General features: G+C 67.2%; 18 protein-coding genes and 1 pseudogene. 7 read left to right on the forward strand and 12 right to left on the reverse strand.

Features of this window, described 5'->3' with window-relative positions; translation table 11 throughout:
• Together JNN06_RS08885 and JNN06_RS08890 are read right to left on the reverse strand one after the other, a co-directional pair.
• Positions 1-1,445: PepSY domain-containing protein (locus JNN06_RS08885; protein ID WP_366812671.1), on the reverse strand; the 1,445-nt coding region annotated here is incomplete at its 3' end.
• Positions 1,446-1,483: 38 nt separating this feature from the next.
• Positions 1,484-1,876: a DUF2946 family protein gene (locus JNN06_RS08890; RefSeq protein ID WP_291239230.1), complete on the reverse strand. Its 393-nt coding sequence runs from the start codon at positions 1,874-1,876 to the stop codon at positions 1,484-1,486.
• Between the two features lie 207 nt (positions 1,877-2,083).
• Between JNN06_RS08890 and JNN06_RS08895 the strand changes: the two genes are divergently transcribed.
• Positions 2,084-4,582 (forward strand): FAD-dependent oxidoreductase, encoded by a 2,499-nt coding sequence (locus tag JNN06_RS08895; RefSeq protein WP_291239231.1) that lies wholly within the window; start codon positions 2,084-2,086, stop codon positions 4,580-4,582.
• A gap of 267 nt (positions 4,583-4,849) precedes the next feature.
• Positions 4,850-5,479: a group III truncated hemoglobin gene (locus JNN06_RS17650; protein ID WP_366812672.1), complete on the forward strand. Its 630-nt coding sequence runs from the start codon at positions 4,850-4,852 to the stop codon at positions 5,477-5,479.
• A 9-nt stretch (positions 5,480-5,488) separates the two neighbouring features.
• Here the strand turns inward: JNN06_RS17650 and JNN06_RS08905 are convergent, their stop codons facing one another.
• From JNN06_RS08905 to glyA, 4 genes are all read right to left on the reverse strand, one after another.
• Positions 5,489-8,200: a DUF2339 domain-containing protein gene (locus JNN06_RS08905; protein WP_291239232.1), complete on the reverse strand. Its 2,712-nt coding sequence runs from the start codon at positions 8,198-8,200 to the stop codon at positions 5,489-5,491.
• Between the two features lie 53 nt (positions 8,201-8,253).
• On the reverse strand, positions 8,254-9,171 hold the full coding sequence (locus tag JNN06_RS08910; RefSeq protein ID WP_291239247.1) for a TIGR01620 family protein: 918 nt from the start codon (positions 9,169-9,171) through the stop codon (positions 8,254-8,256).
• Between the two features lie 74 nt (positions 9,172-9,245).
• The gene (locus tag JNN06_RS08915; RefSeq protein WP_291239233.1) at positions 9,246-10,646 is read right to left on the reverse strand and encodes a YcjX family protein; all 1,401 of its coding nucleotides are present in this window, start codon (positions 10,644-10,646) and stop codon (positions 9,246-9,248) included.
• 128 nt (positions 10,647-10,774) lie between these two features.
• Positions 10,775-12,064 carry a serine hydroxymethyltransferase gene (gene glyA / locus JNN06_RS08920; RefSeq protein ID WP_291239234.1) on the reverse strand — a complete coding sequence of 430 codons (1,290 nt, stop codon included), beginning with the start codon at positions 12,062-12,064 and terminating at the stop codon, positions 10,775-10,777.
• Between the two features lie 154 nt (positions 12,065-12,218).
• Here glyA and JNN06_RS08925 point away from each other — a divergent pair, with 154 nt between their 5' ends.
• On the forward strand, positions 12,219-12,974 hold the full coding sequence (locus tag JNN06_RS08925; RefSeq protein ID WP_291239235.1) for an NAD kinase: 756 nt from the start codon (positions 12,219-12,221) through the stop codon (positions 12,972-12,974).
• 3 nt (positions 12,975-12,977) lie between these two features.
• On the opposite strand, the gene JNN06_RS08930 is transcribed toward JNN06_RS08925, so the two are convergent.
• Positions 12,978-14,003 (reverse strand): lysine-2,3-aminomutase-like protein, encoded by a 1,026-nt coding sequence (locus JNN06_RS08930; RefSeq protein ID WP_291239236.1) that lies wholly within the window; start codon positions 14,001-14,003, stop codon positions 12,978-12,980.
• Between the two features lie 114 nt (positions 14,004-14,117).
• Between JNN06_RS08930 and dacB the strand changes: the two genes are divergently transcribed.
• The 3 genes from dacB to JNN06_RS08945 all read left to right on the forward strand — a co-directional run bounded on the left by dacB (position 14,118) and on the right by JNN06_RS08945 (position 17,863).
• The gene (gene dacB / locus JNN06_RS08935) at positions 14,118-15,617 is read left to right on the forward strand and encodes a D-alanyl-D-alanine carboxypeptidase/D-alanyl-D-alanine-endopeptidase (RefSeq protein WP_291239237.1); all 1,500 of its coding nucleotides are present in this window, start codon (positions 14,118-14,120) and stop codon (positions 15,615-15,617) included.
• A 119-nt stretch (positions 15,618-15,736) separates the two neighbouring features.
• The gene (locus tag JNN06_RS08940) at positions 15,737-17,191 is read left to right on the forward strand and encodes an OmpA family protein (protein WP_291239238.1); all 1,455 of its coding nucleotides are present in this window, start codon (positions 15,737-15,739) and stop codon (positions 17,189-17,191) included.
• A 21-nt stretch (positions 17,192-17,212) separates the two neighbouring features.
• Complete coding sequence (locus JNN06_RS08945; RefSeq protein WP_291239239.1) at positions 17,213-17,863, forward strand: NADH-quinone oxidoreductase subunit E; 651 nt, start codon at positions 17,213-17,215, stop codon at positions 17,861-17,863.
• Positions 17,864-17,964: 101 nt separating this feature from the next.
• Here JNN06_RS08945 and rodA read toward each other — a convergent pair whose 3' ends face one another.
• Genes rodA through JNN06_RS08970 form a run of 5 tightly spaced genes read right to left on the reverse strand, consistent with a single transcriptional unit; the run spans position 17,965 to position 23,559 of the window.
• The gene (gene rodA / locus JNN06_RS08950; protein WP_291239240.1) at positions 17,965-19,104 is read right to left on the reverse strand and encodes a rod shape-determining protein RodA; all 1,140 of its coding nucleotides are present in this window, start codon (positions 19,102-19,104) and stop codon (positions 17,965-17,967) included.
• A 19-nt stretch (positions 19,105-19,123) separates the two neighbouring features.
• A complete protein-coding gene (gene mrdA / locus JNN06_RS08955) occupies positions 19,124-21,055 on the reverse strand; it encodes a penicillin-binding protein 2 (RefSeq protein WP_291239241.1) in 1,932 nt (643 codons plus the stop codon).
• The gene (locus JNN06_RS08960; RefSeq protein WP_291239242.1) at positions 21,052-21,591 is read right to left on the reverse strand and encodes a rod shape-determining protein MreD; all 540 of its coding nucleotides are present in this window, start codon (positions 21,589-21,591) and stop codon (positions 21,052-21,054) included. The genes mrdA and JNN06_RS08960 overlap by 4 nt, the downstream gene beginning before the upstream one ends.
• A complete protein-coding gene (mreC, locus tag JNN06_RS08965) occupies positions 21,584-22,501 on the reverse strand; it encodes a rod shape-determining protein MreC (protein ID WP_291239243.1) in 918 nt (305 codons plus the stop codon). Before mreC ends, JNN06_RS08960 begins: the two co-directional genes overlap by 8 nt.
• A 23-nt stretch (positions 22,502-22,524) precedes the next feature.
• The gene (locus JNN06_RS08970; RefSeq protein ID WP_291239244.1) at positions 22,525-23,559 is read right to left on the reverse strand and encodes a rod shape-determining protein; all 1,035 of its coding nucleotides are present in this window, start codon (positions 23,557-23,559) and stop codon (positions 22,525-22,527) included.
• Positions 23,560-23,744: 185 nt separating this feature from the next.
• On the opposite strand from JNN06_RS08970, the pseudogene JNN06_RS08975 reads away from it, so the two are divergent.
• Positions 23,745-23,835: pseudogene (locus JNN06_RS08975) on the forward strand (tRNA pseudouridine(38-40) synthase TruA); the annotation flags it as partial.

Raw genomic sequence — 23,835 nt, forward strand, 5'->3', positions numbered from 1 at the left:
TATGACAGCAGGCGCCGCAAGGGCGGCACCCAGGCCAGCACCAGCAGATCCAGCGCCAAGACCGCCAGCAGGGTTAGCCCCAGCACCGGAAAGGCCATCGACATCAGCAGCGCAATCAGCGCCATGCCGCGCGACAGCGGCACCAGATCCGGGCGGGGCGGCGCCGCCAGACGCGCGGCCCCCGCCGGGCGTCGCTTCAGCCACATCACCACAGAGGCGACGGAAAGCAGGATCAACGCAAAACACAGCGCGATGTTCAGCACCGCATTCCACAGGCCCATCCCGCCCATATGCAGCGGAATGCTCACCGCCATCGCCTGCCCTGCCGGGCTGTAATCGGCAAATTGCACATCGGCCAGCACCTTGCCGCTGAACCGGTCCACATGCACGGTGCGGTCGCGGGTCGGGTCGGGGCTGTCATTCGACATGCTGTCGCGGCTGATCGTCCAGACCCCGGTTTCGCCCTCCGGGGCGTTCAGCTGGAAGCGGCCTTCAAACCCAAGGCTGCGCGCCAAGGCCACAAGGCTTTCCAGATCGACCGGCGCGCCCGCCGCTGTCCCCGTCCTCCCCGCATCCGATCCCGAAGCCGGGAGCGGCGTCTGTTCCAGCGCCCATGGCACCTCCTCGACCGCCGTGTGGTTCATCGCGGCATGGCTGGCATCCGACAGCGGCACATCATCCCATTTCGCCGCCGGAAAGGTGGACCAGGCCTGCACGAACTTGCCGCCCCAGATCCCCGCCCAAGCGAGGCCAGAGATCAGGAAAAACACCAAAATCACGCTCAGCCACGTGCCGAGGGTCAGGTGCAGCGATTTCCAGAAGGCCCGGCCCTTGGCCGAGACATCCGGCACCAGCATGCTGCGCAGCCCCTTGCCGTGGCGCGGCCAGGCCAGAAAGAGGCCCGTCACCACCAGCAGCAGGCACAGCGAGGCGGCCAGTTCGATCAGCAGATCGCCCCAGAATTTGGCGCCGTCCTGCATCAGCAATTCGCCATGCAGCCGGTCGGCCAGCTCTTTCCAGGTGGCGCCCTCGGGGGTGATGCGCAGCGCCGCGCCGGTATAGGGGTCCAGCGCCACCATCTGCGCGCCGCTCCCGGTGGCGATGCGGAAAAGCGCCGGGTTTTCAGGGCCGTAGGGCGCGATATAGCGGGCAACCGTGCCCCCGCCCTGTGCGGCGGCCAGTTCGGCCTGCACCGAGACGCTCAAGGCCGCGCCTTGCGGGGAAAGGCGCAGCCGCTCGCCATATTCCGGCGCGATGGCGCTGAACCAGACCATCACGATGCCGGTCACCGCCAGCAGGATCAGAAAGGGGATGACGTAAAGCCCGGCATAGAAATGCCAGCGCCAAGCGGCGAAATAAAGTGGGCTGATGCGGGTTTGGCCGCCGTTGGACTTGACGCGGCCTTGGCCGCCTCCGGCCATCGGGCCGGGCGTTTGGGTCGACATGGAAATGCTCCGTCTGAATCTGTGAAAGGGGTTTCAGATCAGACGGTTGCAGGTGGCCCGCGCGCAAAGAGCCCGCGCGGATCAAAGGCCGGGCGCCACAGGTCATCCGGGCTGGCAGGCACGACGGCACGCGGCAAGACCACAGGCACCACAAGGGGCGCGGCCTCGGGCAGCACCGCCGCCGCCCCCATCTGTGCCCAGGAACAGCGCCCGTCCTCGGGCGCCTCATGCGGCACGGATGCGCCGGTTTCCGGGTCAATCGTGATGCTGACCGCCCCGGCCCCCGAACAGATCACCATGGTCAGGCCGCCATCCGCCGCCTGCACCGGCATATAGCCCTTCGCCACCAGCGACAGCAGCACAAAGGGCACCACCAGCCACAGGCCGATGGCACGCAACAGGCTGTGATGGCACAGACGGCGGGCGCTCATGCCCCCGCAATGCCGCCCCGGCCCGCCTGCGTCAAGCCCGCAACCTGGCCCGCCCTCTGGCCCGCTATCTGCTACAGCGCGGCGCACCCTGTCGCTGCGAGAATACCACGCATGTCGTTTTTGGCCAATTCGGGTCGGTCGGCATGGGTTGTCGATGCGCTTCCGTGGCATTCATGGGAAAATTCTTCAGCGCGCACGGAGTCGCCCATGAAAACCCATGTCAAAGCCCTTGTCGTCGGCGGCGGTGCCGTCGGGAACGGCATCGCCTATCACCTCGCCAAGGCTGGCTGGGACACGATGCTGGTGGAGCGGGACGAGCTGACCTCCGGCTCGACCTGGCACGCCGCTGGCCTCTTGCCGCTGTTCAACATGTCCTACGCGACGACCCATATCCACAAATATTCGGTCGATTTCTACAAATCGCTGGAGGCCGAGACCGGCCTCAATGCCGGTTTCGCCGTGGTGGGCAACCTGCGCATGGCGCAGCGCCAGGAACGCATGGATGAATACATGCTCTATTCCTCGGTGGCCGAAACCGCCGGTGTCTATCACGAATTCCTGTCGCCCAAGGAAATGAAAGACCGCTGGCCGCTGCTGAACACCGAAGACCTGATCGGCGCGCTCTATCACCCGCAAGACGGCTATATCAACCCGGCCGATGTGACGCAGGCCATGGCCAAGGGCGCGCGCCAGCATGGCGCCACCATCGAGCGCAAGGTGCAGGTGGATGGCTACCGCTGGACCGGCTCCGAATGGGTCGTCTCCTGCACCCGCATGGTTGAAAAAGGCGGCATGCTGATCGCGGGCGAAGAAAAGTTCGAGATCGTGGCCGAACATGTGGTCACCGCCACCGGCAACCACGCGCAGCGCACCGCCCGCCTGCTGGGCGTGAAAATCCCGGCCATCCCGGTGGAACACCAGTTCATCGTGACCGAGCCGGACCCGATGCTGCAAGAGTTCCGCAAGAACAACCCGGAACACCCGGTGCTGCGCGATGCCGATGCCAAATGGTATGTCCGCGAAGAGCGCGGCGGCTGGATCCTCGGCCCCTATGAGGCCGGTGCCCCCGCGCGCTTCCTCTATGACGTGCCGGAATCCTTCCGCGCCGACCTGTTCCCGCTCGATCTGGAGCGGATCGAGACCGAATACATGTCGATGATCCACCGCCTGCCCTCGTCGGAGACCGTGGGTCTGAAAGACGATTTCAACGGCCCGATCTGCTACACCCCCGATGGCAACCCGCTGGTCGGCCCGGTGCCGGGCCTGCGCAACATGTGGATCGCCGAGGGCTTCAGCTTCGGCATCACCGCCGCGGGCGGCACCGGCTATTACCTCGCGCAGATGATGGTGAATGGCGAGGCCGAGATCGACATGGCCAGCCTTGATCCGCGCCGCTATGGCCAGTGGATGACCACCGAATATGCCGCGCGCAAGAATGAGGAATGCTATGAGCATGTCTTCATCCTGCACCACCCCGATGAGGAGCGCGAGGCTTGCCGCCCGCTGCGCACTGCGCCTGCCTATGACCGCCAGAAGGAAATGGGCGCGCAATTCGGCCAGGTGAACGGCTGGGATCGCCCGAACTACTATGGCCCGAAAGATGCGCCTGCTTCCTTCGACCATGACAGCCGCTCGTTCCGTCGCGGTGCCTGGTGGCCCTTCGCCAAGGCCGAGGCCGAGGCCGTGCGCTCGACCGTGGGCATCATCGACGCCACCGCCTTCACCAAACATCTGGTGCGCGGCCCCGGCGCCACCGCCTTCCTCGATCACTTCACCTGCAACAAGCTGCCCACCGTGGGCCGCATCAACCTGACCTATGCGCTGACCGATGCAGGCACCACCCGCACCGAATACACCATCGTGCGGCTGAAGGAGAATGAATACTACATCATCTCCGCCGGGGCCTGGACCTCGTATGACTCTGATTTCCTGCTGAAATCCGCCGAGGATTTCATGGGCAACGGCGGCGGTTACATCGACATCCACGACGTGACGACCCAATGGGGCGTCTATGCGCTGGCCGGGCCGAATGCCCGCGCCCTGATGAAAGACCTCATCAAGGATGCCGACCCGGAAACCGCCCTGTCGAACAAGCGTTTCCCCTGGCTGTCGTATCGCGACATCGAGCTGGGCATGTGCCCGGTCCGCGCGATCCGCGTGGCCTATACGGGCGAGCTGGGTTGGGAACTGCACTACCCGATCGAATTTGGCCGCTACCTGTGGGATCTGCTATGGTCGGTGGGCGAGAAGCACGGCCTCAAGGGCGTGGGCGCCCGCGCGCAAAACTGGCTGCGTCAGGAGAAATCCTACCGCGCCTTCGGCAACGAGCTGGGCCGTGACGCGACCCCGTTGGAAGCCGCGCTGGACCGCTTCGTCGACCTGTCGAAAGACTTCAACGGCAAGCAGGCCATGCTGGATACCGGCGTGCGCTTCAAATGCGTGACCGTGCTGATCGACGGGCCGGAAGATGCCGATCCCTGGGGCAAGGAGGCCCTGCTGAAAGATGGCGTGAAGGTCGGTCGCCTCACCTCCGGCGGCTGGTCGGTTGCCTTCAACAAGCAGATCGGCATGGGCTATGTCAGCCCCGAACTGGCCGAAGTCGGCACCAAGCTGAAGGTGAAGATGCTGCGAGAGGAATGGGATGCCGTGGTGGTGGAAGACAGCCCCTTCGACCCCAAGAACGAGCGCATCCGCGTCAACGGCTGACATTTGAACGAAGAATGCGCGGCCCATCGGCCGCGCATTTCTCTTTTCGCTTCAAGCGCCCACCAGAAGAGCGCATATCAGATTTGTTGAGAGACAGGGCGCAGTCCGTGTCTTTTCAACGTCGCCCAAAGTGCCCAGAAGCTGACGGCAATACTTGCAAGCCACCCAGCTATGCCGCCCGCTTGTCCGGAATAGTTTGGATGCCCCAGTAAAGCGGCAAAGAAGCCCGCGATGGCACCAGCAACAAACCCAGCGACAATACCGGCAATGACGCTGCGCCAGATGAAACTCCACCAGATTGGAAGTGCTTCTTTAGCTGTCAATTTTCTTGTCCTCTCATCAACATGCCATACGCGTAACAGTTGCGCACACCAGAAGGCAACTCTGCGTATGTCGTTGCACAGTCACTGCATCTTGGTCGCCGATGTGGCGATCCGTCGCCTTGGTCAGCGGCAGGAAGAAGCGTATCCTCGCCCAAATTTGGAGCCCGCCATGACCGCCTTCCCGCCCGCCTTCGCCATCTCCCCCGATCAGATTGACGCCCAAGTTGCGGCTTTCTATGCCGCCGTGCGCCGCGATCCGGTCTTAAGTTCGATTTTCGCAAATCATGTGCAGGATTGGCCCGAGCATGAGGCCAAGATTGGCAGATTTTGGCGCAATGCCATTCTGCGGGAACGGGTCTATGACGGCTCGCCCATGCTTGCACACCGGCAAGCGGGCGATATAGAGGCCGACCATTTCCCGCATTGGCTCGCGCTGTTCGATGCCACCCTGAGCGCCACGCTGCCGCCAGAACCTGCCGCCGCATGGTCCGCCATGGCGCATCGCATTGGCCGCGCGCTCAGCATGGGGGTCTCCGAGGCGCGCCACCTTCCAGGCGCGGTTCCGCGGTTCTGACGACCCCAATTACGACATCCGCTGCCCGACCCAGCGGTTCAGCCAGGCCAGCGCCGCCAGCGCCAGCCCAAGGCCCGCGAAGCTGATCACCCGCACCAGCCCGCTCAGCCCCGAGGCATCCCACAGGAACACCTTGGCCACGGTCAGCGCGATCACCGCCATTGCCACCCGCCGCAGCAGCGCCGAGCCCCGCACCATGGCCTGCCACAGCAGCCCCGCGCCGCAGGCCATCATCGCCAGCGTATAGCTGTAAAGCTCGCCCTGCATGACCCCCGGCCCGCCGATGAACGGCCCCTGCCACAGGCGCCGGATCTCCTCGCCGCCATAAAGGACCAGCAGCGCCGCCCCGGCCAACCGCAGCGGTCGGCGCAGCGGTGCGGGCAGCGCCATCAGGTGCGGCGGCAGCAAAAGCAGCAAAAGCCCCGGCACGGCATAGGCGAGGAACAGGCTGTCCAGCAGAGCCGCCCCCCGGATCAGGCTGTTCGGGTCGCCCTCCCAGCCCAGCAGCGGGTTGAACGGCCCCACCGCCATCGCCAGGCCCAAAGCCGCCAAGGCCCCGGCAAATCCGGCGATGCCCAGCCGCAAGGTCTTGGCAAAGCCGGTGCAGACCCCGGCCCGCCACAGCTGCGCCGCCGCCAGCACCAGCCATGGCAGCGCGTGCAGGCTGGCACCCCAATGGCTTTCCTGCGGATCGGCAACCCAAGTGCCATCGGCCAGAACCTCCGCCTGAAACTGCCGCAAGATCAAGACATTGACCAGCAGCGCCAAGGCGGAGAGGCCAAGGCTCTCCAGCACCGCACGGGGCAGAACCCGCCCCTCCGGCATCAGGCGCAGCCCGGCCAGACAGGCCGCCGCCACCCCCAGATAGCTGGCCAGAACCGGCAGCAGCCCCGCCGCCTCGGCCCAGCCGATCCCCGGATCAACCAGCAGCCGATAGGACAGAACCAAGGCCCCCACCTGCACGAACCAGCCCATTTCCGGCAACGAAAAGCGCCGGTCCAGCGCCACGGCCACCACCAGCAGGACCGCCAGCGCCAGCGTCAGCGCCGCCGCCGACAAGACGAGGAACAGCGCCAGCGCAATCAGGCTCAGCGCCGCCAGCGTGGCCCAGGCCGTCCGCCGCCCCGGCCCGCCATCCAGCCTGGCATAGCCCGCCGCCAGCGCCACCTCGCATGCGGCCAGCACCATCACATGCAGCGCCCATGGATAAGCGCCCAGCACGGTTGCGGGCTGCCACAGCGCCTCCAGCACCAGCACCGCAGCGGGCGCCACCAGCACAGCCAGCCCCGCCTCGGGCAGGCTGTAACGCCGAAGTGCCCGCGCGCCCGCCGCCGCCGCAATCGCTGCCGCCAGCAGCAGAACCAGCGTCACCGTGCCCGGCGCCGCGACCTCGGGCCCGCGCAGTGCGATCGCCGCGCCGCGGAAGCTCCAGATCAGGTTTTCGGCCAGCGCCAGCTTGGCCACAAACCCGAGGGCCGCCAGCAACGGCAGGTCGCGCAGGCCCGGCGCCGCCTCGCCCCAGGTCAGCAGAAGCACCGCCAAAACCGCCAGCAGCAGCAGCGCCAGCAGATCGACGCCCGCGCCCGGCATCAGCACCAGCAGCGCCACGACCAGCACGAAATTCCCGGTGGCCAGCCGCACCGGGAAGGTGGGCCAAACCCCGGTCCGCCGCCACAGCGCCGCCGCCACCGAGGGCGCCGCATGATCCGGCACCAGGCTGCGCTGCGGCAGGGTGATCGCGATCAGCGCCATGGCCAGAACCGCCCAGGCCCAACCCGCCGCTCCGGCGCCGCTTTGCGCCATCAGCGCCAGCCCCAGATGCCCCAGCCCAAGCGCCAGAACCGAGACCCAGGCCCAACGGCGGATCGCATCCACCGCGAGCCCCGCCGCCGTCAGCCCGACATAATAGCCCAGCAGCCAGACCGGCGCCGCGCCGCCGCCGCCCACCAGAAACGGCGTGGTCGCCGCGCCCACCAGCCCGATCGCCACCAGAAGCGGCCCATAGCGCCAGCCAAGACCAATCGCCCCGACCGCCGCCAGCGCCAGCCCGGCAAAGGTCAGACCCGGGCCATAGAGCCCATACATCAGCCGCCCCGCCGCGATGCCCGCAAAGATCGCAACGATCCCGGCGCCGCTGAAGACCGAGGGCAAATGCCCCGCCGCGCCGCCATCGCCCCAACGCCGCCGCAGCCACTCGCCCGCCGCGATCAGCCCGGCGCCAAAAACCAATGCCGCCAGCACCCGCAGCGGCGGCGGCAACAGGCCCTTTTCGATGCCATATTGCACGAAGAACACCCCGGCCAGCGCCAGCGACAGCGCCGCCACCGCATAGGCCCAGTTTTCGCGCAGCCAGCCAAGGGCTTGCGCCAGACGGTCGCGGCGGAAAACCAGAGGCTGATCCTGCGCCACCGGCCCTGCCGTCTGCGCAGGCGCAGGCACTTTCGCGGCCGGGGCAAAGACCGGCGGCAAAGAGGCCGGTTTCGCCGGTATGGGCGCAGGCACGGGCGCCGGCACGGGCGCCGATTCTGGGCCGGGCGCAATCGGGCCACCCCCCCGCAAGCGCTTGACCTCGGCCACCAATTGCGCCGTCACATCTTCCAGCTGCTGCAAACGCCCGCGCGCGCCCGCCAATTGCACGAACAACACGATGACCAGCACCGGCATGGCCAGCGCCACCAGAAGCGCAACGACGCCCCAGAAAATCCAAACATCGTCGCCCATCACTGCCTCACTGCCGTTTGGGGCAGCATAGCATCAGCCAAGGGCGTGGAAAGTCAGGATTTCCCGTCCTCGCCGCGCGGCCAAAGCCCGGCCAGCGCCCGGCTGACCAGCATCGAGACGCCGGGCCGCCCCGCGACGTGGAAGGGCAAGGGGCGGCACAGTTCGATCGCCGCCACGCCGACCCGCGCCGTGAGGGCCGCATTCACCACCCCCTCGCCAAAACGGCGCGAGAGTTTTGACAAGACGCCGCCGCCTGCGACCGAGCCGATCAGATCATCGGTCAGCGCCACTGCCCCGGTGGCGACCAGATAGGTAAACACCCGCCGCATCAGCCCCAGCGAGGCAAAGCCGCCCGAACGCCCGCCATAGATCTCGGCGATGCGCCGGATCATGCGCAGGTTGGCAAACAGCGCCATGGCGACATCGGCCAGCGCCAAAGGCACCAGCGCCGTCACGGTGGCCACCTGCCGCGCTGCCGCCTCCACCTCGGCCCTTGCGCGGGCATCGAGTGGCAGCACCAGCAATTGCTCGGCCTGATCGACCAAGGCATCGGCATCCATCATCTCTGACCCGCGCGCGGCCAGCCGCGCACGCGCCTCTGTCAATTCGGGCCGCGCGGCATAAAGCGCCGCGACCCGCGCCACCGCCGCCCTCGCATCCTCGGCCCGACCCGAGGCCCGCGCCGCCGCCGCCGCCAGCCGCAGCTCCTCCAGCTTGCCGAGACGCCAGAAGGCTGCCCATTCCCGCGCCGCCATGCCCAGTGCCAAAGCGACCGCCGCCCCGGTCAGCACCAGCGCCGCCCATCCCAGCACCGCATTGCGCGCCAGAAGGCCGGTCACGAAATCATAGGCCGCCACAGATAAAGCAAAGGTAAACAGGGTCGAGAAGACCCACAGCGCCGCGCGCGTCACGGGCGAGGCCCGCCGCGCCAGAACCCGCGCCACCAAAGGCGCCGGATCATCGGTCACCAAAGGCGCGGCGCCGGGATCAAAGGGCTGATTTTCCTCGACAATCACCGGGCCTCGCAGGGGGGAGCGTTCCTCTGTCACAGCATGTCTCCGATCAGGAATTCGGCGGCGCGGTCCAGCCTGATATGCGGCGGGCCTTCGCCGGGGCGCAGGTTCAGCCTTGCGGGCTGAAAGCCCATCAGCGCAAAATCGGCGTCCAGCCACCGCTCTGCCCCCTGCCGCGCGGGCGACAAAAGCCGCGCCGGATCGCCCGGCAGCTCGCCCGGATACATCGCCGCCACACGGCCATCGGCCAGCCGCCCGCGCACCATCGGCAAATCATTCACCACATCCTCGACGGTGGCGCGCAGGCCCGCCAGCGACATCGCCGCCACTTCGGCCCCCGAAAACGCTGCCCGGTCGCGCGCCTCGCGCACCAACGCTTCGGTGATCGCGGTCAGCGCGGCGTGCTGGTTTTGATGCAGATGGTCGGCCTTGGTGGCGGCGAACAGCACCTTTTCCACCCGCCGCCCCAGCAAAATCTCCGACAGGAACCCATTCCGACCGGGCCGGAAGGCCATCAGAATCTCCGCCATGGTTTGCCGCAAATCCTCCAGCGCCTGCGGCCCGGCATGGAGGGCACCCAGCACATCCACCAGCACCACCTGCCGGTCGATGCGGGCAAAATGCTGGCGGAAGAAGGGCTTGACCACCTTGGCCTTATAGGCCTCGTACCGCCGGTCCATCTCGCGCCACAGGCTGCCGCGCCCGGTGATCGCGGGCATCGGGATCGGGGCAAAGGTCAGGACCGGGCTGCCCGCCAGATCGCCCGGCAGCAAGAACCGCCCCGGCGTGCAATCCGACCAGCCCGCCGCCCGCGCCGCCTGCAAATAGGCGGTGAAATCGGCGGCCAGCCCCTGCGCCCGCATCTCGTCATGCGGCAGCGATCCATCCTCGGCCCGCGCCTGCGCCAGATAGCCCGCCCCCATCGGGCGCTTGGCCATGCGCAGCAGCGCGTCATCCGCCCATTCGGCATAGGTTTTATCCAGCAAAGCCAGATCGAGCAGCCATTCGCCGGGGTAATCGACAATATCCAGATGCACCACCTGCTGCCCGCGCAAGCCCGCCAGCAGGCCCGAGGGCTTGACCCGGAAGGACAGCCGCAGCTCTGACACACTGCGCGTGCTTTCCGGCCAATGCGGCGCGTCAGAGGTCAGCGCGGCGAGGTGGTTTTCAAACTCGAACCGCGCCACCGTGTCATCGGGTTGCGGTTGCAGATAGGCGGCCTCGATCCGCCGCGCGCTTTCGGCCTTCAGCTGCGGCATGCGGCCCCGGTCCAGCAGGTTGGCCACCAGCCCGGTCAGAAACACCGTCTTGCCCGCCCGCGACAGGCCCGTCACCCCCAGCCGCACCACCGTATCGGCGAAAGGCTCGGTCACGGTGGAAACCAGCCCTTCAAGCGAGCGGCCCAGCTGGTCGGTCAAATCACTCAATGCCACAGCGTTTCCCCTTATGCCCCGCCAAGATAGGCACAGGCGGCGGCGCTGTGTAGGGGGAAGCGAAACGCAAAAGGCCCCGGGCAGTGCCGGGGCCTTCACCTATCTGTCCAAGATCACAGGCCCAAAGATCACAGGCCCGGATAGATCGGGAACTTTTCGCACAGCGCCTCGACCTTGGCGCGCACGGCGGCCTCGACCTCGGCATTGCCCTCTTCGCCATGGGCGGCCAGACCGTCCACCACTTCGACGATCCAGTCGGCGATCAGGCGGAATTCGGCCTCACCAAAGCCGCGGGTGGTGCCCGCCGGGGTGCCCAGACGGACGCCCGAGGTGATGGTGGGCTTTTCGGTGTCAAACGGGATGCCGTTCTTGTTGCAGGTGATATGCGCGCGGCCCAGAGCCTTTTCGGTCGCATTGCCCTTCACGCCTTTCGGGCGCAGGTCCACCAGCATCAGGTGGGTGTCGGTGCCGCCGGTCACAATATCCAGGCCGCCCTTCATCAGCTGATCGGCCAGCGCCTTGGCATTGGCGATCACTTGGGCCTGATAGTCCTTGAACTCGGGGCGCAGCGCCTCGCCAAAGGCCACGGCCTTGGCGGCGATCACATGCATCAGCGGGCCACCCTGAATGCCCGGGAAAATGGCCGAGTTCACCTTCTTGGCGATGTCCTCGTCATTGGTCACGATCATGCCGCCGCGCGGGCCGCGCAGGGTTTTATGGGTGGTCGTGGTCGCCACATGGGCATGCGGGAAGGGCGAGGGATAGAGCCCCGCCGCCACCAGACCGGCGAAATGCGCCATGTCCACCAGCAGATAGGCGCCCACGGAATCCGCGATCTCGCGCATTTTGGCGAAATCAATGATGCGCGGAATGGCCGAGCCGCCCGCGATGATCATCTTCGGCTGATGCTCGGCGGCGAGTTCGGCGAGCTGGTCATAGTTCAGCTCCAGATCCTGCTTGCGCACGCCGTATTGCACGGCCTTGAACCACTTGCCCGACTGGTTCGGGGCCGCGCCATGGGTCAGGTGACCACCGGCATCCAGGCTCATGCCCAGAATGGTGTCGCCCGGTTTCAGCAGCGCGTTGAACACGCCCTGGTTGGCCTGGCTGCCCGAATTGGGCTGCACATTGGCAAAAGCGCAGCCGAACAGCTCTTTCGCGCGCTCGATGGCCAGGTTTTCCGCCACATCGACGAACTGGCAGCCGCCGTAATAGCGCTTGCCCGGATAGCCTTCGGCATATTTGTTGGTCATCACCGAGCCTTGCGCTTCCATCACGGCGCGGCTGACGATGTTTTCCGAGGCGATCAGCTCGATCTCGTGGCGCTGACGGCCAAGCTCGGAGGTGATCGAGCCGAAAAGCTCAGGGTCGCGGGAGGCGAGGGTTTCGGTAAAGAAGCCGGTATCGCGGGCGGTCATGGGCGTCTCCTGGAAGCGTGGGCCGTTGCGGTTCCCTTAGACCAGAAGGCGGCCCTTGGGGAAGGGCAGAAAACGACACAGGGCAAATCCGCTGCGCCCCTCTTGCCATTGCCCGCCCCCCGGCCCAAGACTGTGGCGGATCACGGAGGCCCCCATGCGCATCAGCTTTCGCGCCAGCACCAGCCCGACCGCGCTGGCCGCCTATACTGCCCTGGCCGCGCGCTATGGCGACGCGCCGGTGAAATCGGCCGAGGCCATCGTAGCCTTGGGCGGCGACGGGTTCATGCTGCAAACCCTGCATGAGACGCAAAGCCTGAACCTGCCGGTGTACGGCATGAATTGCGGCACCATCGGCTTTCTGATGAACGCCTATAATGAAGACGCGCTGGAGGACCGGCTGCGCGCCGCCGAGGAAACCGTGATCAACCCCCTTGCCATGACCGCCGTGGCGGCGAATGGGCGGCAGCATCACGCGCTGGCGATCAACGAGGTCAGCCTTTTGCGCGCAGGCCCGCAGGCCGCGAAACTCCGCATCAGCGTGAACGGGCGCGAGCGCCTGCCCGAGCTGGTCTGCGACGGTGCGTTGCTTTGCACCCCGGCAGGCTCCACCGCCTATAACTATTCCGCCCATGGCCCGATCCTGCCCATGGGCTCGGACGTGCTGGCCCTCACCGCCATGGCCGCCTTCCGCCCCCGGCGCTGGCGCGGCGCGCTGCTGCCGAAAACCGCCGTCGTGCGTTTTGACGTGCTGGAGGCGGAAAAGCGCCCCGTGATGGCCGATGCCGACAGCCGGTCCTTCCGCGATGTGTTAAGCGTGGAGATCCGTTCTGAGCCCGCGATCCGTCACCGCATCCTCTTTGATCCCGGTCACGGGCTGGAGGAACGGCTGACGCATGAGCAATTCATGTAAGGTTCAAGGCCGCTCCGGGTCTTGATACAGATGCCGCCCGCCATGGCGGTCGGTCACCACCCACCCGTCCGGGCCTTCCTCGGCAGCGGCCCCCATCAAACCCACCTTGCCCGCCCCGCCCGGAATATCGAGCACATAAGTAGGCATGGCGAGGCCCGAGAGCCGCCGTTTCAGCTCCGCCATCAGCGCGCGCCCTTCCGCAATCGTGGTGCGGAAATGGCTGGTGCCCTCGGCCAGATCACAATGATGCAGGTAATAGGGCTTCACCCGGTTGCGGATCAGACCGCGAAACAGCGCCTCCAGCACATCCGCGTCGTCATTCACGCCCCTGAGCAGCACCGATTGCGAGAACATCGCCACCCCGGCCCGGCTCAGCGCGCGCAACGCGGCCTGCGCGGCGGGGGTCATCTCATCGGGGTGGTTGGTATGGATCACCAGATGCACCGGCTTGTCACGGTCCAGCGCGGCCAGCATCGCCCCATCCATCCGGGCAGGCGCCACCACCGGCACGCGGGAATGGATGCGCAAGCTCTCCACATGCGGCACCGCCTCCAGCCGCGCCAAGACGCTTTCCAGCCGCCGGGGCGACAGCGACAGCGGGTCGCCCCCGGTCAGGATCACCTCGCGGATCGCGGGCGTCCGGGCAATATAGTCCAGCGCTTGCAGGAAATCCGCCTCGGGCAGCACCCCCGCCGCCCCCACGGTTTCGCGCCGAAAGCAAAAGCGGCAATAGACCTCGCAGGCCTGCGTCACCGCCAAGATCACCCGGTCAGCGTAACGATGCGTCAGCCCCGGCGCCGGGCTGAACCGGCGGTCACCAATCGGGTCGGTCAGCTCCTCCGGCCGGGTCACCAATTCCCGCGCATCCGGCACGAATTGCGCCGCCACGCCGCCGCTTGCCACCCCGGCCATCTCGGGCGTGATGCGCAGCCGAAAGCGCTCCACCACCCGCTCCAGCAGCTCCCGCTTGGCACCCGTCGCAAGGCCCGCCGCGTCCAGCGCGTCGATTGTCGTCAGGGCGTTGGTCATGCGGCAAGGCCTCCGGGCGGCGGGAAGCGCGCCGCATATCAGCAATCATTGGTGAATTGAAGCCCGCGCGCAGCGGCGCTAAGGCAAGGGGCAGGATCAAAGGGTGAGTCTTCCATGCAATTCACACGGCGCGGCATCTTGGCGGGGCTTCTGGCAACGGGGGCGGCCGCGCCGCTCTGGGCCGAGGCCCCCGGCAATGCGCCCGGCATCGCGCCCGCCCGCTCGCCCCTGCCGCGCCGCCGCGGCGACAGCGGCGCCACCCGCAGCGAGCCCGTCACCCCCGACAGCCTGATCGCCGCCGCCAAACTGGGCGCGGCCTCGGTGGGCTTCGTGCTGGCCGATGCCGTGACGGGCCAAGTGATCGAATCCCGTGACGCCACCACCGCCCAGCCGCCGGCCAGCGTGATGAAATCGGTGACCGCCGCCTATGCGCTGGACCGGCTGGGGCCGGATCACCGCTTTGCCACCCGCCTTCTGGCCACCGGCCCGCTGCAAGGCGGCACGCTTCAGGGCGATCTGATCCTTGCGGGCGGCGGCGATCCGGTGCTGGATACCGATATGCTGGGTGATCTGGCGGCGCGGCTCGCCGCCACCGGCATCAGGCGCATCACCGGCGCCTTCCTGCTGTATGACGCAGCCCTCCCCCGCATGGAGCGGATCGACACCGAGCAGCCCGAATTCGTCGGCTACAACCCCGCCATCAGCGGGCTGAACCTGAATTTCAACCGCGTGCATTTTGAATGGCGCCGTGCGGGCGGCGACTGGGCCCTGACCATGGATGCCCGGGCCGAACGCTTCGTGCCCCCGGTCAAACTCGCCCGTGTCACCGTGGCCCGCCGCGAAACCCCGCTTTTCACCTATCAAGGCAGCGCCGCCCGCGAGGACTGGACAGTAGCCTCCGCCGCGCTTGGCAAGGGCGGCGCGCGCTGGCTGCCCGTCCGCCACCCCGCGCTTTACGTGGGCGAGGTCTTTGCCACGCTGATGGGCGCCCATGGCCTCAACCTGCCCGCGCCCGCCATCATCGACACCCTGCCAGAGGCGCGCGAACTCGCCCGCCATGACAGCGATCGGCTGGCCGAGATCCTGCGCGACATGCTGAAACATTCCACCAACCTCACCGCCGAGGTGGCGGGCATGGCGGCCAGTCACGCCGCCAGCCACCGCGCCTCCGCCATCGCCACCCGCGAATGGGCCAAGGCGCGCCACCGCATCGCGCCGGTGATCGCCGATCACTCCGGCCTTGGCGCCGCCTCGCGCATTTCCGCCGCCGATATGGTGAAACTGCTGGTCGATGTGCAGGCGGGCGCCCTGCCCGGCCTGCTGAAAAACCACGGCATGTTCGATGCCAGGGGCAAACGGCTTGACGCCCACCCGGTCGAGGTGCGCGCCAAGACTGGCACGCTGAACTTCGTCTCCACCCTGGCGGGCTATATCACCCCGCCGGGCGGGCGCCGCATGGCCTTTGCCATCTTCGCCGCCGACCCCGAGCGCCGCGCCGCCCTCAGCCTGGCCGAGCGCGAAGACCCGCCGGGCGGCGGGGGCTGGAACAAGCGCGCCAAGACCCTGCAAGGCCAACTCATCCACCGCTGGGCCACGCTGCACGGCACGGCCTGATACGCGCCCTGATGCTTCGGCAGGCTTTCTCCCCCTTGCCGCAAAGCCGCGCCGCGTGCCAACCTGCCCACATGTGACAACATGGCCGCCCCATGACCGGGCGCCTCATGGGGGTATGAATGAGCAAGGTTCTCGGGGTCGGCGTGCTGCTGGCCGGGGTTGCGGCCTTAGGCTGGTGGGGCACCAGCCAGCACGCGCATCGCATCGAACAGCAGATCGTCACGGCCACCGGCAGCGCCGTGACCGGCTTCACCCATGGCCCCACCGCCATCATCTCGGGCCGCGACATCGAGCTGCATGGTCTGGTGGACAGCGCCGAGGAACGCGCGGCCCTGCTGGCCGCCGCAGAGACCGTGCCGGGCCATCGCAGCATCCGCGACCTGACCGAGCTGTTGCCTGCCGCCAAACCCTTCACCACAGTGATCGAGAAGACGGCGGGCCGGGCCAGCCTCATGGCGAGCGGCGCCATCCAGTCCGAAAGCGCGCGCGCCCGGCTGGCCGGGCTGATCGGGGCCGAGGGCGCCGCCGCGCCTCGACTGGCCTCGGGGTCCGACATCTCGCATATGGGCCTGATCGAGGCCGGGGTGGCCGCCTTGGCGCCGCTGAACCATGGCAGGGCCGAGGTGACCGATGGCCTGCTGCGCCTCTCGGGCGAGGCCAATACCCCCGCCGAGCGCGAGGCCGCTCTGGCCGCGCTCAGCAACCTGCCGGCCGAAATGGCCAGCACCACGATCACCCTGCTGGATGATGGCAGCCCCGCCGACTGGACGCTGGAGGCCGCGCCGGGCCAAGGTGCCGTGCTGGCGGGCAAGCTGCCCAAGGGCTTTGACCCTCAGGCGCTGGCCGCCACCCTTGGTCTCAAGGCCTTGGACAATCAGGCGAAATCGGCGCTGATGGGCGACAGCGCCCCGCTGCCTGCCCTGTTTGCCGCGCTGAAACCCTGGCTGCCCGCTCTCGAAACCCTGCGCGTCAGCCTGCCCGCCAGTGGCCGCCCGCAGGTCGCGGCGGGTCTGGGCAAGGGCGCCGATCTGGAGCTGATCCGCGCGGGTCTCGCCGCCGATCTGGGCGCGGGCGTCGATCTGACCGTGACCGAAGTGGCGGCCAGCGGCACCGAGGGCGCCACCCGGCAAAACGCCTTCACCGGCGAGGCCGAGCGGCTGAGCGCCGGCTTCTGGCTGCCCGTCGCCGCCTTCACCGCCAGCAAGGCCAGCTGTCAGGCCGAGGCCGACGGGCTGCTGGCCGCCAGCACGGTGAATTTCGTCTCCGGCTCGGACCGGCTGGATGCCTCGGCGCTGCGGGTGCTGAACCGGCTGGCCGCGATCTTTGCCCCCTGCGCGGGCGCGGGTCTCAAGGCCGAGATCGGCGGCCATACCGATGCCTCGGGCGATCCGCTGGCCAATATCAGCCTCAGCCAGCGCCGGGCCGAGGCCGTGCGCGCGGCCCTTGTCGCGCGTGGCGTCGATGCCGCCATGCTGCGCGCCACCGGCTATGGCGCCGCGCAGCCGATTGCCGAAAATGCCACCGAGGACGGCCGGGCCAAAAACCGGCGCACGACCGTGATCTGGTCGGAATGAGTTTGGGGACAGGAGCGTAACATGTTCAGGAATTGGGGTTTTCTTCTGGGCGAGATCTGGGTGCTGATTGCCCTTGCCGCCCTTCTGGGTCTCTTTGCCGGATGGCTGATCTGGGGCCGCCGCAGCGTGATCGAAGCGCCAGTGAACAGCGGCGAGGCCGACCGGCTGCGCCTGCAACTGGGCGAATGCGAAAGCCGCGCCCGCGCGCAGGCCGCCCGCATCACCACGCTGGAGCGCGAGGCCGCAGCGCCGACGCTGCCCGCCGCCACTGCGGTGCCTGTCGAGGTCGCGCCGCTGATGGCCGCTCCCGACATGGCCGCACCCGTCATGGTCGCCGCCGCACCGCTGGCCGAGATCACCGCCGATCCGCTGCCCGCGATCCCGCCCGCCACCGACGACCGGCCGCGCCGCCCCGAGGCCCTCAGCGCCGCCCGCGACGGTCGCCCCGATGACCTCAAGCTGATCAAGGGTGTCGGCCCCAAACTGGAGGCGCTGCTCCACAGCCTTGGCTTCTACCATTTCGACCAGCTCGCCCATTGGACCGCCGCCGAAATCGCCTGGGTCGACGAGAATCTGGAGGGCTTCAAGGGCCGCGTCACCCGCGACGAATGGGTGCAACAGGCGCGCGACCTCGCCAAGGGCCTGCCACCCCGCCCCGGCGGCGAAGGCTGACCTCAAAAGGAAAGGCGCCCCAACCGGGCGCCTTTTCCGTTTCCGGGGGCCAGGGTTCGGGGCGCCAGGGTTCGGGGGGCCGGCTTTCGGGCGGCTGGCGCCTAGCGCGCCCGATGCACATGCGCGCTTTGCACCAGACCAAAGCCCACAAGCAGCACCAGCATGGCCGATCCGCCATAAGACAACAGCGGCAGCGGCACCCCCACCACCGGGGCCATGCCCATCACCATCGACAGGTTCACCGCGATATAGAAGAACAGGTTCGCCGCCACGCCAAGGATGAGAAGCTGCGAATAACGGTCGCGGTTCTGCATGGCCGAAATCACGCAAAAGGCGATGATCGCCGCATAAAGCATCAGCAGCGAGAACGCCCCGATGAAGCCGAACTCCTCGGCCAGCGTGGTGAAGATGAAGTCGGTATGCTTTTCCGGCAGGAAGTTCAGCCGCGATTGCGTGCCCTGCATGAAGCCCTTGCCGCCCCAGCCGCCCGAGCCCAAGGCGATCTGCGCCTGAATGATGTTATAGCCCGCGCCCAGCGGGTCGGCGGTCGGGTCAAGGAATGTATCAATCCGCTTGTATTGGTAATCATGCAGGAACTGCCAGGGCGTGCCCCGGAAATGGAACACCCCCCAGATCGCGCCCCCCACGATCCCCGCCACCCCCGCAAAGTAAAGCCAGCTGACCCCCGCGCAGAACATCACCGCCGCCCCCGCCGCCAGCAGCATGACCGAGGTGCCAAGGTTGGGCTGCATCAGCACCAGCACCACCGGCGCCACGATGATCAGGACCGGCAGCAAGACCCATAGCGGATGCGAGACCTTCTTGGGGTCCAGCCAGTCGTAATAGGCCGCCAGCATCATCACGAGGGTGAATTTCATCATCTCGGAGGGTTGCAGGATGATCGGCCCGACCTCGATCCAGCGCTGCGCCCCCATGCCGACGCGCCCCACCAGCTCCACCACGATCAGCAGCGCGAAGGCGCCCAGATAGGCCAGCACCGACAGGTTGCGCCACAGCCAGATCGGCGTGAACGCCACGCCGAACATCAGCACCATGCCCACGGCAAAGCGCTTCATCTGCGGTTCGGCCCAGCGGTCGATCTCGCCGCCCGCCACCGAATACAGCATCAGAAACCCGACCGAGGCCACCGCCGTGATCAGCAGCACCAAAGGCCAATTGATGAACAAGACCTTGCGCAGCCCCGTCGGCGCTGTCTTGATGCGATATTCCAGAAAGCTCATGCGCCGCCCCTATCGCCCCTCATGCCCGCGACCGCGCGGGATTGGCCGGGCCGGTGTCGCGCAGCTTCATCTCGTTGAACTGCGTCTCGATCCGCCCGCGCTGCGCCGCCGGATAGGCGCTCAGCGGCGGAATGCCCCCGGTCAGGCAGCGCAGCAGCACATCGCGCCCGATGGGCGCCGCCGCGGTCGAGCCGCCGCCGCCATGTTCCACCACCACCGCCACCGCCACCTTGGGTTTATCCACCGGCGCATAGCAGACGAACAGCGCATGGTCGCGCAGATGCCAGGGCAATTGCTTGTTGTCACGGATGCCGGTCTCGCCATAGGAATGCACCTGCGCCGTGCCGGTCTTGCCCGCCATTTGCAGCGTGCCGTCCACAATGCGCGAGGATTTGGCGGTGCCCCGGGCGCCGTTCATCACCTCGTCCATGCCGCGCCGCACGGCATTCAGATATTGCGCCGGAATGTCCAGCGGCGGCGCCTCGGGCACCGGCAATTCCTCGGCGCCATGGCCCAGCACCAGACGCGGCGCCACTGCCTTGCCGGTGGCGATCCGCGCCGTCATCACCGCCAGTTGCAGCGGCGAGGTCAGCACATAGCCCTGCCCGATCGAGGCGTTCACCGTATCGCCGATCCGCCATTCCTCGCCGTAGCTGTCCATTTTCCACGCCTTGTCGGGCATCACCCCGGCGGCGATGGCCGACATTGGCAGATCATGCTTCACCCCCAGGCCCAGCTTGCGGCCCATCTCTGCGATCTTGTCGATGCCGACCTTCAGCGACACCTCGTAAAAATACACGTCGCAGCTTTCAGCCAGGGCCGAATGCAGGCTCACCGTGCCATGGCCGCCGCGCTTCCAGCAGGCAAAGCGCCGCCCGCCCAGCTCGAAATGGCCGGGGCAATAGACCCCGGTGTCCGGCGTCACCACCCCCGCCTCCAGCGCGGCCAGCGCCGTGACCATCTTGAAGGTCGAGCCGGGCGGGTAAAGCCCCTGCACCGTCTTGTCGGCCAGCGGGCGGTGATCGTTCTGCATCAGGCTGGAGTAATCGGCCTGGCTGATCCCGCGCACGAACAGGTTCGGGTTGAACGACGGCGCCGAGGCGATGGCCAGCAAATCGCCGGTCTGCACATCCATCGCCACCACGGCGGCGCTTTCCTCGCCCAAACGCACCTGGGTAAAGTTCTGAATATCGGCATCAATGGTCAGCCGCAGGTCATCGCCCGGATCGCCCTCGATCCGGCCCAGCTCGCGCATGACCCGGCCCACATGGTTCACCTCGATGCGCTTCTGGCCCGCCCGCCCGCGCAGGTCATCCTCGCGCCAGCGCTCCACCCCGATCTTGCCGATCTGGAATTTCGGGATTTGCAGCACCGGGTCCGGCGTCTCCATCCCCGCCAGATCGCGCTCTGACACCGGGCCGACATAGCCCACCACATGCGCGAAATCGGTATCCAGCGGATAGCTGCGCGACAGGCCCACCTCGGGCGTCACCCCCGGCAGCGAGGGCGCATTCAGCGCCACCTTGGAGAAATCCTGCCAGCTCATCCGGTCCGCCACGATGATCGGCACGAAGGGCGAGCGGCGCTCGGTCTCGCGCAGGGTGCGGGCGATCTCCTCCTCCGACAGCGGCACGATGGCGGCAAGGCGCTTCAGCACCATCTCCACATCGCCCGCATCCTCGCGAGTGATGACGACCCGATAATTCTGTTCATTGCCCGCGATCAGCTTGCCATTGCGATCATGGATCAGCCCCCGCGCGGGCGGGATGAGGCGGATATTCACCCGGTTTTCCTCGGCCAGCAGGCGGAATTCCTCGGCCTGATCCACCGAAAGATAACGCATGCGCGCACCCAGCACGGCGACAAAGGCCCCCATGGCGCTGCCCATCAGAAAGGCGCGGCGGCGCACCTTGCGGGCGCTGTCCTCGGTATCGCGCGGCGTGCGTCTCATAGCCTGCGTCCCATCTTGTCGATCTCGCCCATGCCCGGTTTGTGGACGCCCAAAGTGACGAAAGACAGCCAGACCACCGCCGGATAGACCATGATCGAGGCCAGAACCTGCACCATGGCATAGCCAAACCCCGGCTGCGGCATCAGCGTCAGCACATGCACCAGCCGATAGGCCAGAAACATCGCCATCATCAGCATGCCGATGAATAGCCATTCCAGCAGAAAACTCAATTCACGGGTCAGTGCGATGCGCGAGCGCAGGCCCTCGCTGCCCAGCAGCACCACCGCCGTCCACAGGCCGGGCGGGCGCATCAGCAACAGGTCTTCCAGAAAGAACACCGCCGCAATCAGCAGCGCGGGCAGGTAATCGGGGCGGCGCAGCAGCCAGGCCAGCGTCAAGCACAGCACAAGATCCGGCCCCGGCAGCCGCGCCGCGCCATCGCCCAGAGGCAACAGCCGCAAGAACAGCAGCGCCAGCACGACCAGCAGGTAAATCCCCCGATGCACCAGCACGTCGCGGCGCAGCGGATCATCCATTCTGCGCACCTTCCGCCGGAACCGCAGGCTGCGGGCCCATCATCCCCTCGACCGGCGGCGCCACCAGCCCGCCCGGATCGCTGATCACCTCAAGCTCGTGGCTGCGCAGCACGCGCAGGAATTCCAGCCCCTCGTAATCGGCGGCCAGCATCACCCGCAAGCGGCGGTCGGGCATCTGCATCACCTCGCCCACCAACAGCCCCGCCGGCAGCACCGAGCCATCGCCCGAGGTGACCACCTTGTCCCCCGGCCGCACCAGATCGGGTTTTTCCAGAAATTCCAGCGGCGGCGCGGCGGTATTGTCGCCCGACAACAACGCCTTCTGCCCCGAGGGCTGCACCACCACCGGCACCCGGCTGTTGCTGTCGGTCAACAGGATCACCCGCGCCGTGCGCTTGCCCACGCCGGAAATCCGCCCCACCAACCCGATGCCATCCATCGCGGCCCAACCATCCCGGATGCCATCGCGCGCGCCCACATTCAGCAGCACCGATTGCCGGAACGGGCTGCCGCTATCGGCCAGCACCACCCCGGTGATATGGGTCAGCTTGGGGTCCAGCCGCACCTGATTGAGGTCCAGAAGCTTGGCATTTTGCTGCTCCAGCCGCAGCGCCGCCTCTTTCCAGCCGCGCATCTGCTTCAGCTCCTCGCGCAGCTCGCGGTTCTGCTGATACAGGCTCTGATAGCTTTGAAAGCCCTGCGCCATGTCGCTGGCATGGGTGACCGGCGCCATGGCCCAATCCATGCTGGGCACCACACGGTCAATCAGCGCGGTGCGGAACCGCTCCACCCGCGGGCTGTCGATCCGCCAGATCAGAAAGATCGCCAGCAGAAACAGCACCAGAAGCCCGACCAGAATCCTGCGGATGGGCCGGGTGAACTCGTCAGGCGAGATGCGGTTGCGTGCCACGCTGCGGCCCCTGCCCGGCTGGATCAGGTATCGTAATCAATGACATGGCGCAGCTGCTTTTCATATTCCAGCGCCTTGCCGGTGCCAAGCGCCACGCAGTTGAGCGATTCATTGGCGACCGAGATCGACAGGCCGGTCTGCTCGCGCAGCGCCAGATCCAGATCGCCCAGCAGCGCCCCGCCCCCGGTCAGCATCACGCCGCGATCCACGATGTCGGCGGCCAGATCGGGCGGCGTGGTTTCCAGCGCCTGCATCACCGCATCGCAGATCTGCTGCACCGGCTCGGCCAAGGCCTCGGCCACCTGCGCCTGATTGATCTCGGTTTCCTTCGGCACGCCGTTCAACAGGTCGCGCCCCCGGATCTGCATCGAGGCGCCCCGGCCATCATCGGGCATCCGCGCCGTGCCGATGGTGGTCTTGATCCGCTCGGCGGTGGATTCCCCCACCAAAAGGTTCTGATGGCGGCGCAGATAGCTGATGATCGCCTCATCCATCCGGTCGCCGCCCACCCGCACCGAGCGCGCATAAACGATGTCGCCCAAGCTCAGCACCGCCACCTCGGTGGTGCCGCCGCCAATATCCACCACCATGCTGCCGGTCGGCTCGGTGATGGGCATCCCCGCCCCGATCGCCGCCGCGATGGGCTCCGCAATCAGCCCGGCGCGCTTGGCGCCCGCCTTCATCACCGACAGGCGGATGGCGCGCTTTTCCACCGGGGTCGCGCCATGCGGCACGCAGACGATGATCTTCGGCTTGGAAAAGGTGGAGCGTTTCAAGACCTTGCGGATGAAATGCTTGATCATCTCCTCGGCGCTGTCGAAATCGGCAATGACCCCATCGCGCATCGGGCGGATGGCCTCGATGCTGCCCGGGGTGCGGCCCAGCATCAGCTTGGCATCCTCGCCCACCGCCAGCACCTGCTTCTTGCCATCCTTCACATGATAGGCCACCACCGAGGGCTCGTTCAGCACGATGCCCTTGCCGCGCACATAGACCAGCGTATTCGCCGTGCCGAGGTCGATGGCCATATCCGACGTGAAGAGACTGGTGAATGACATGTCGGCGGCGTCCTTCATATGCGCAGATCGCGGAAAGCAAAACGGTTTGGGCCGGCGACTCAGAGCGGAACCGGGCCGGGCTGCCCCATATAAAGACAGTGCGGATGCAGCGAAACCCCCGCCCTGTTCGCGCAAGCACAATTCCGCGTGTTGCCGTAGGGCGCGGGCTGCGCTACTGCGACGCCATGCCCAGATATGCGCTGAAAATCGAATATGACGGCGGCCCGTTCGCGGGCTGGCAGCGGCAGGCGCAGGGTCAGCCCTCCGTGCAGGGCG

The sequence above is a fragment of the Gemmobacter sp. genome, assembly GCF_016792925.1.
Lineage (GTDB): Bacteria > Pseudomonadota > Alphaproteobacteria > Rhodobacterales > Rhodobacteraceae > Gemmobacter.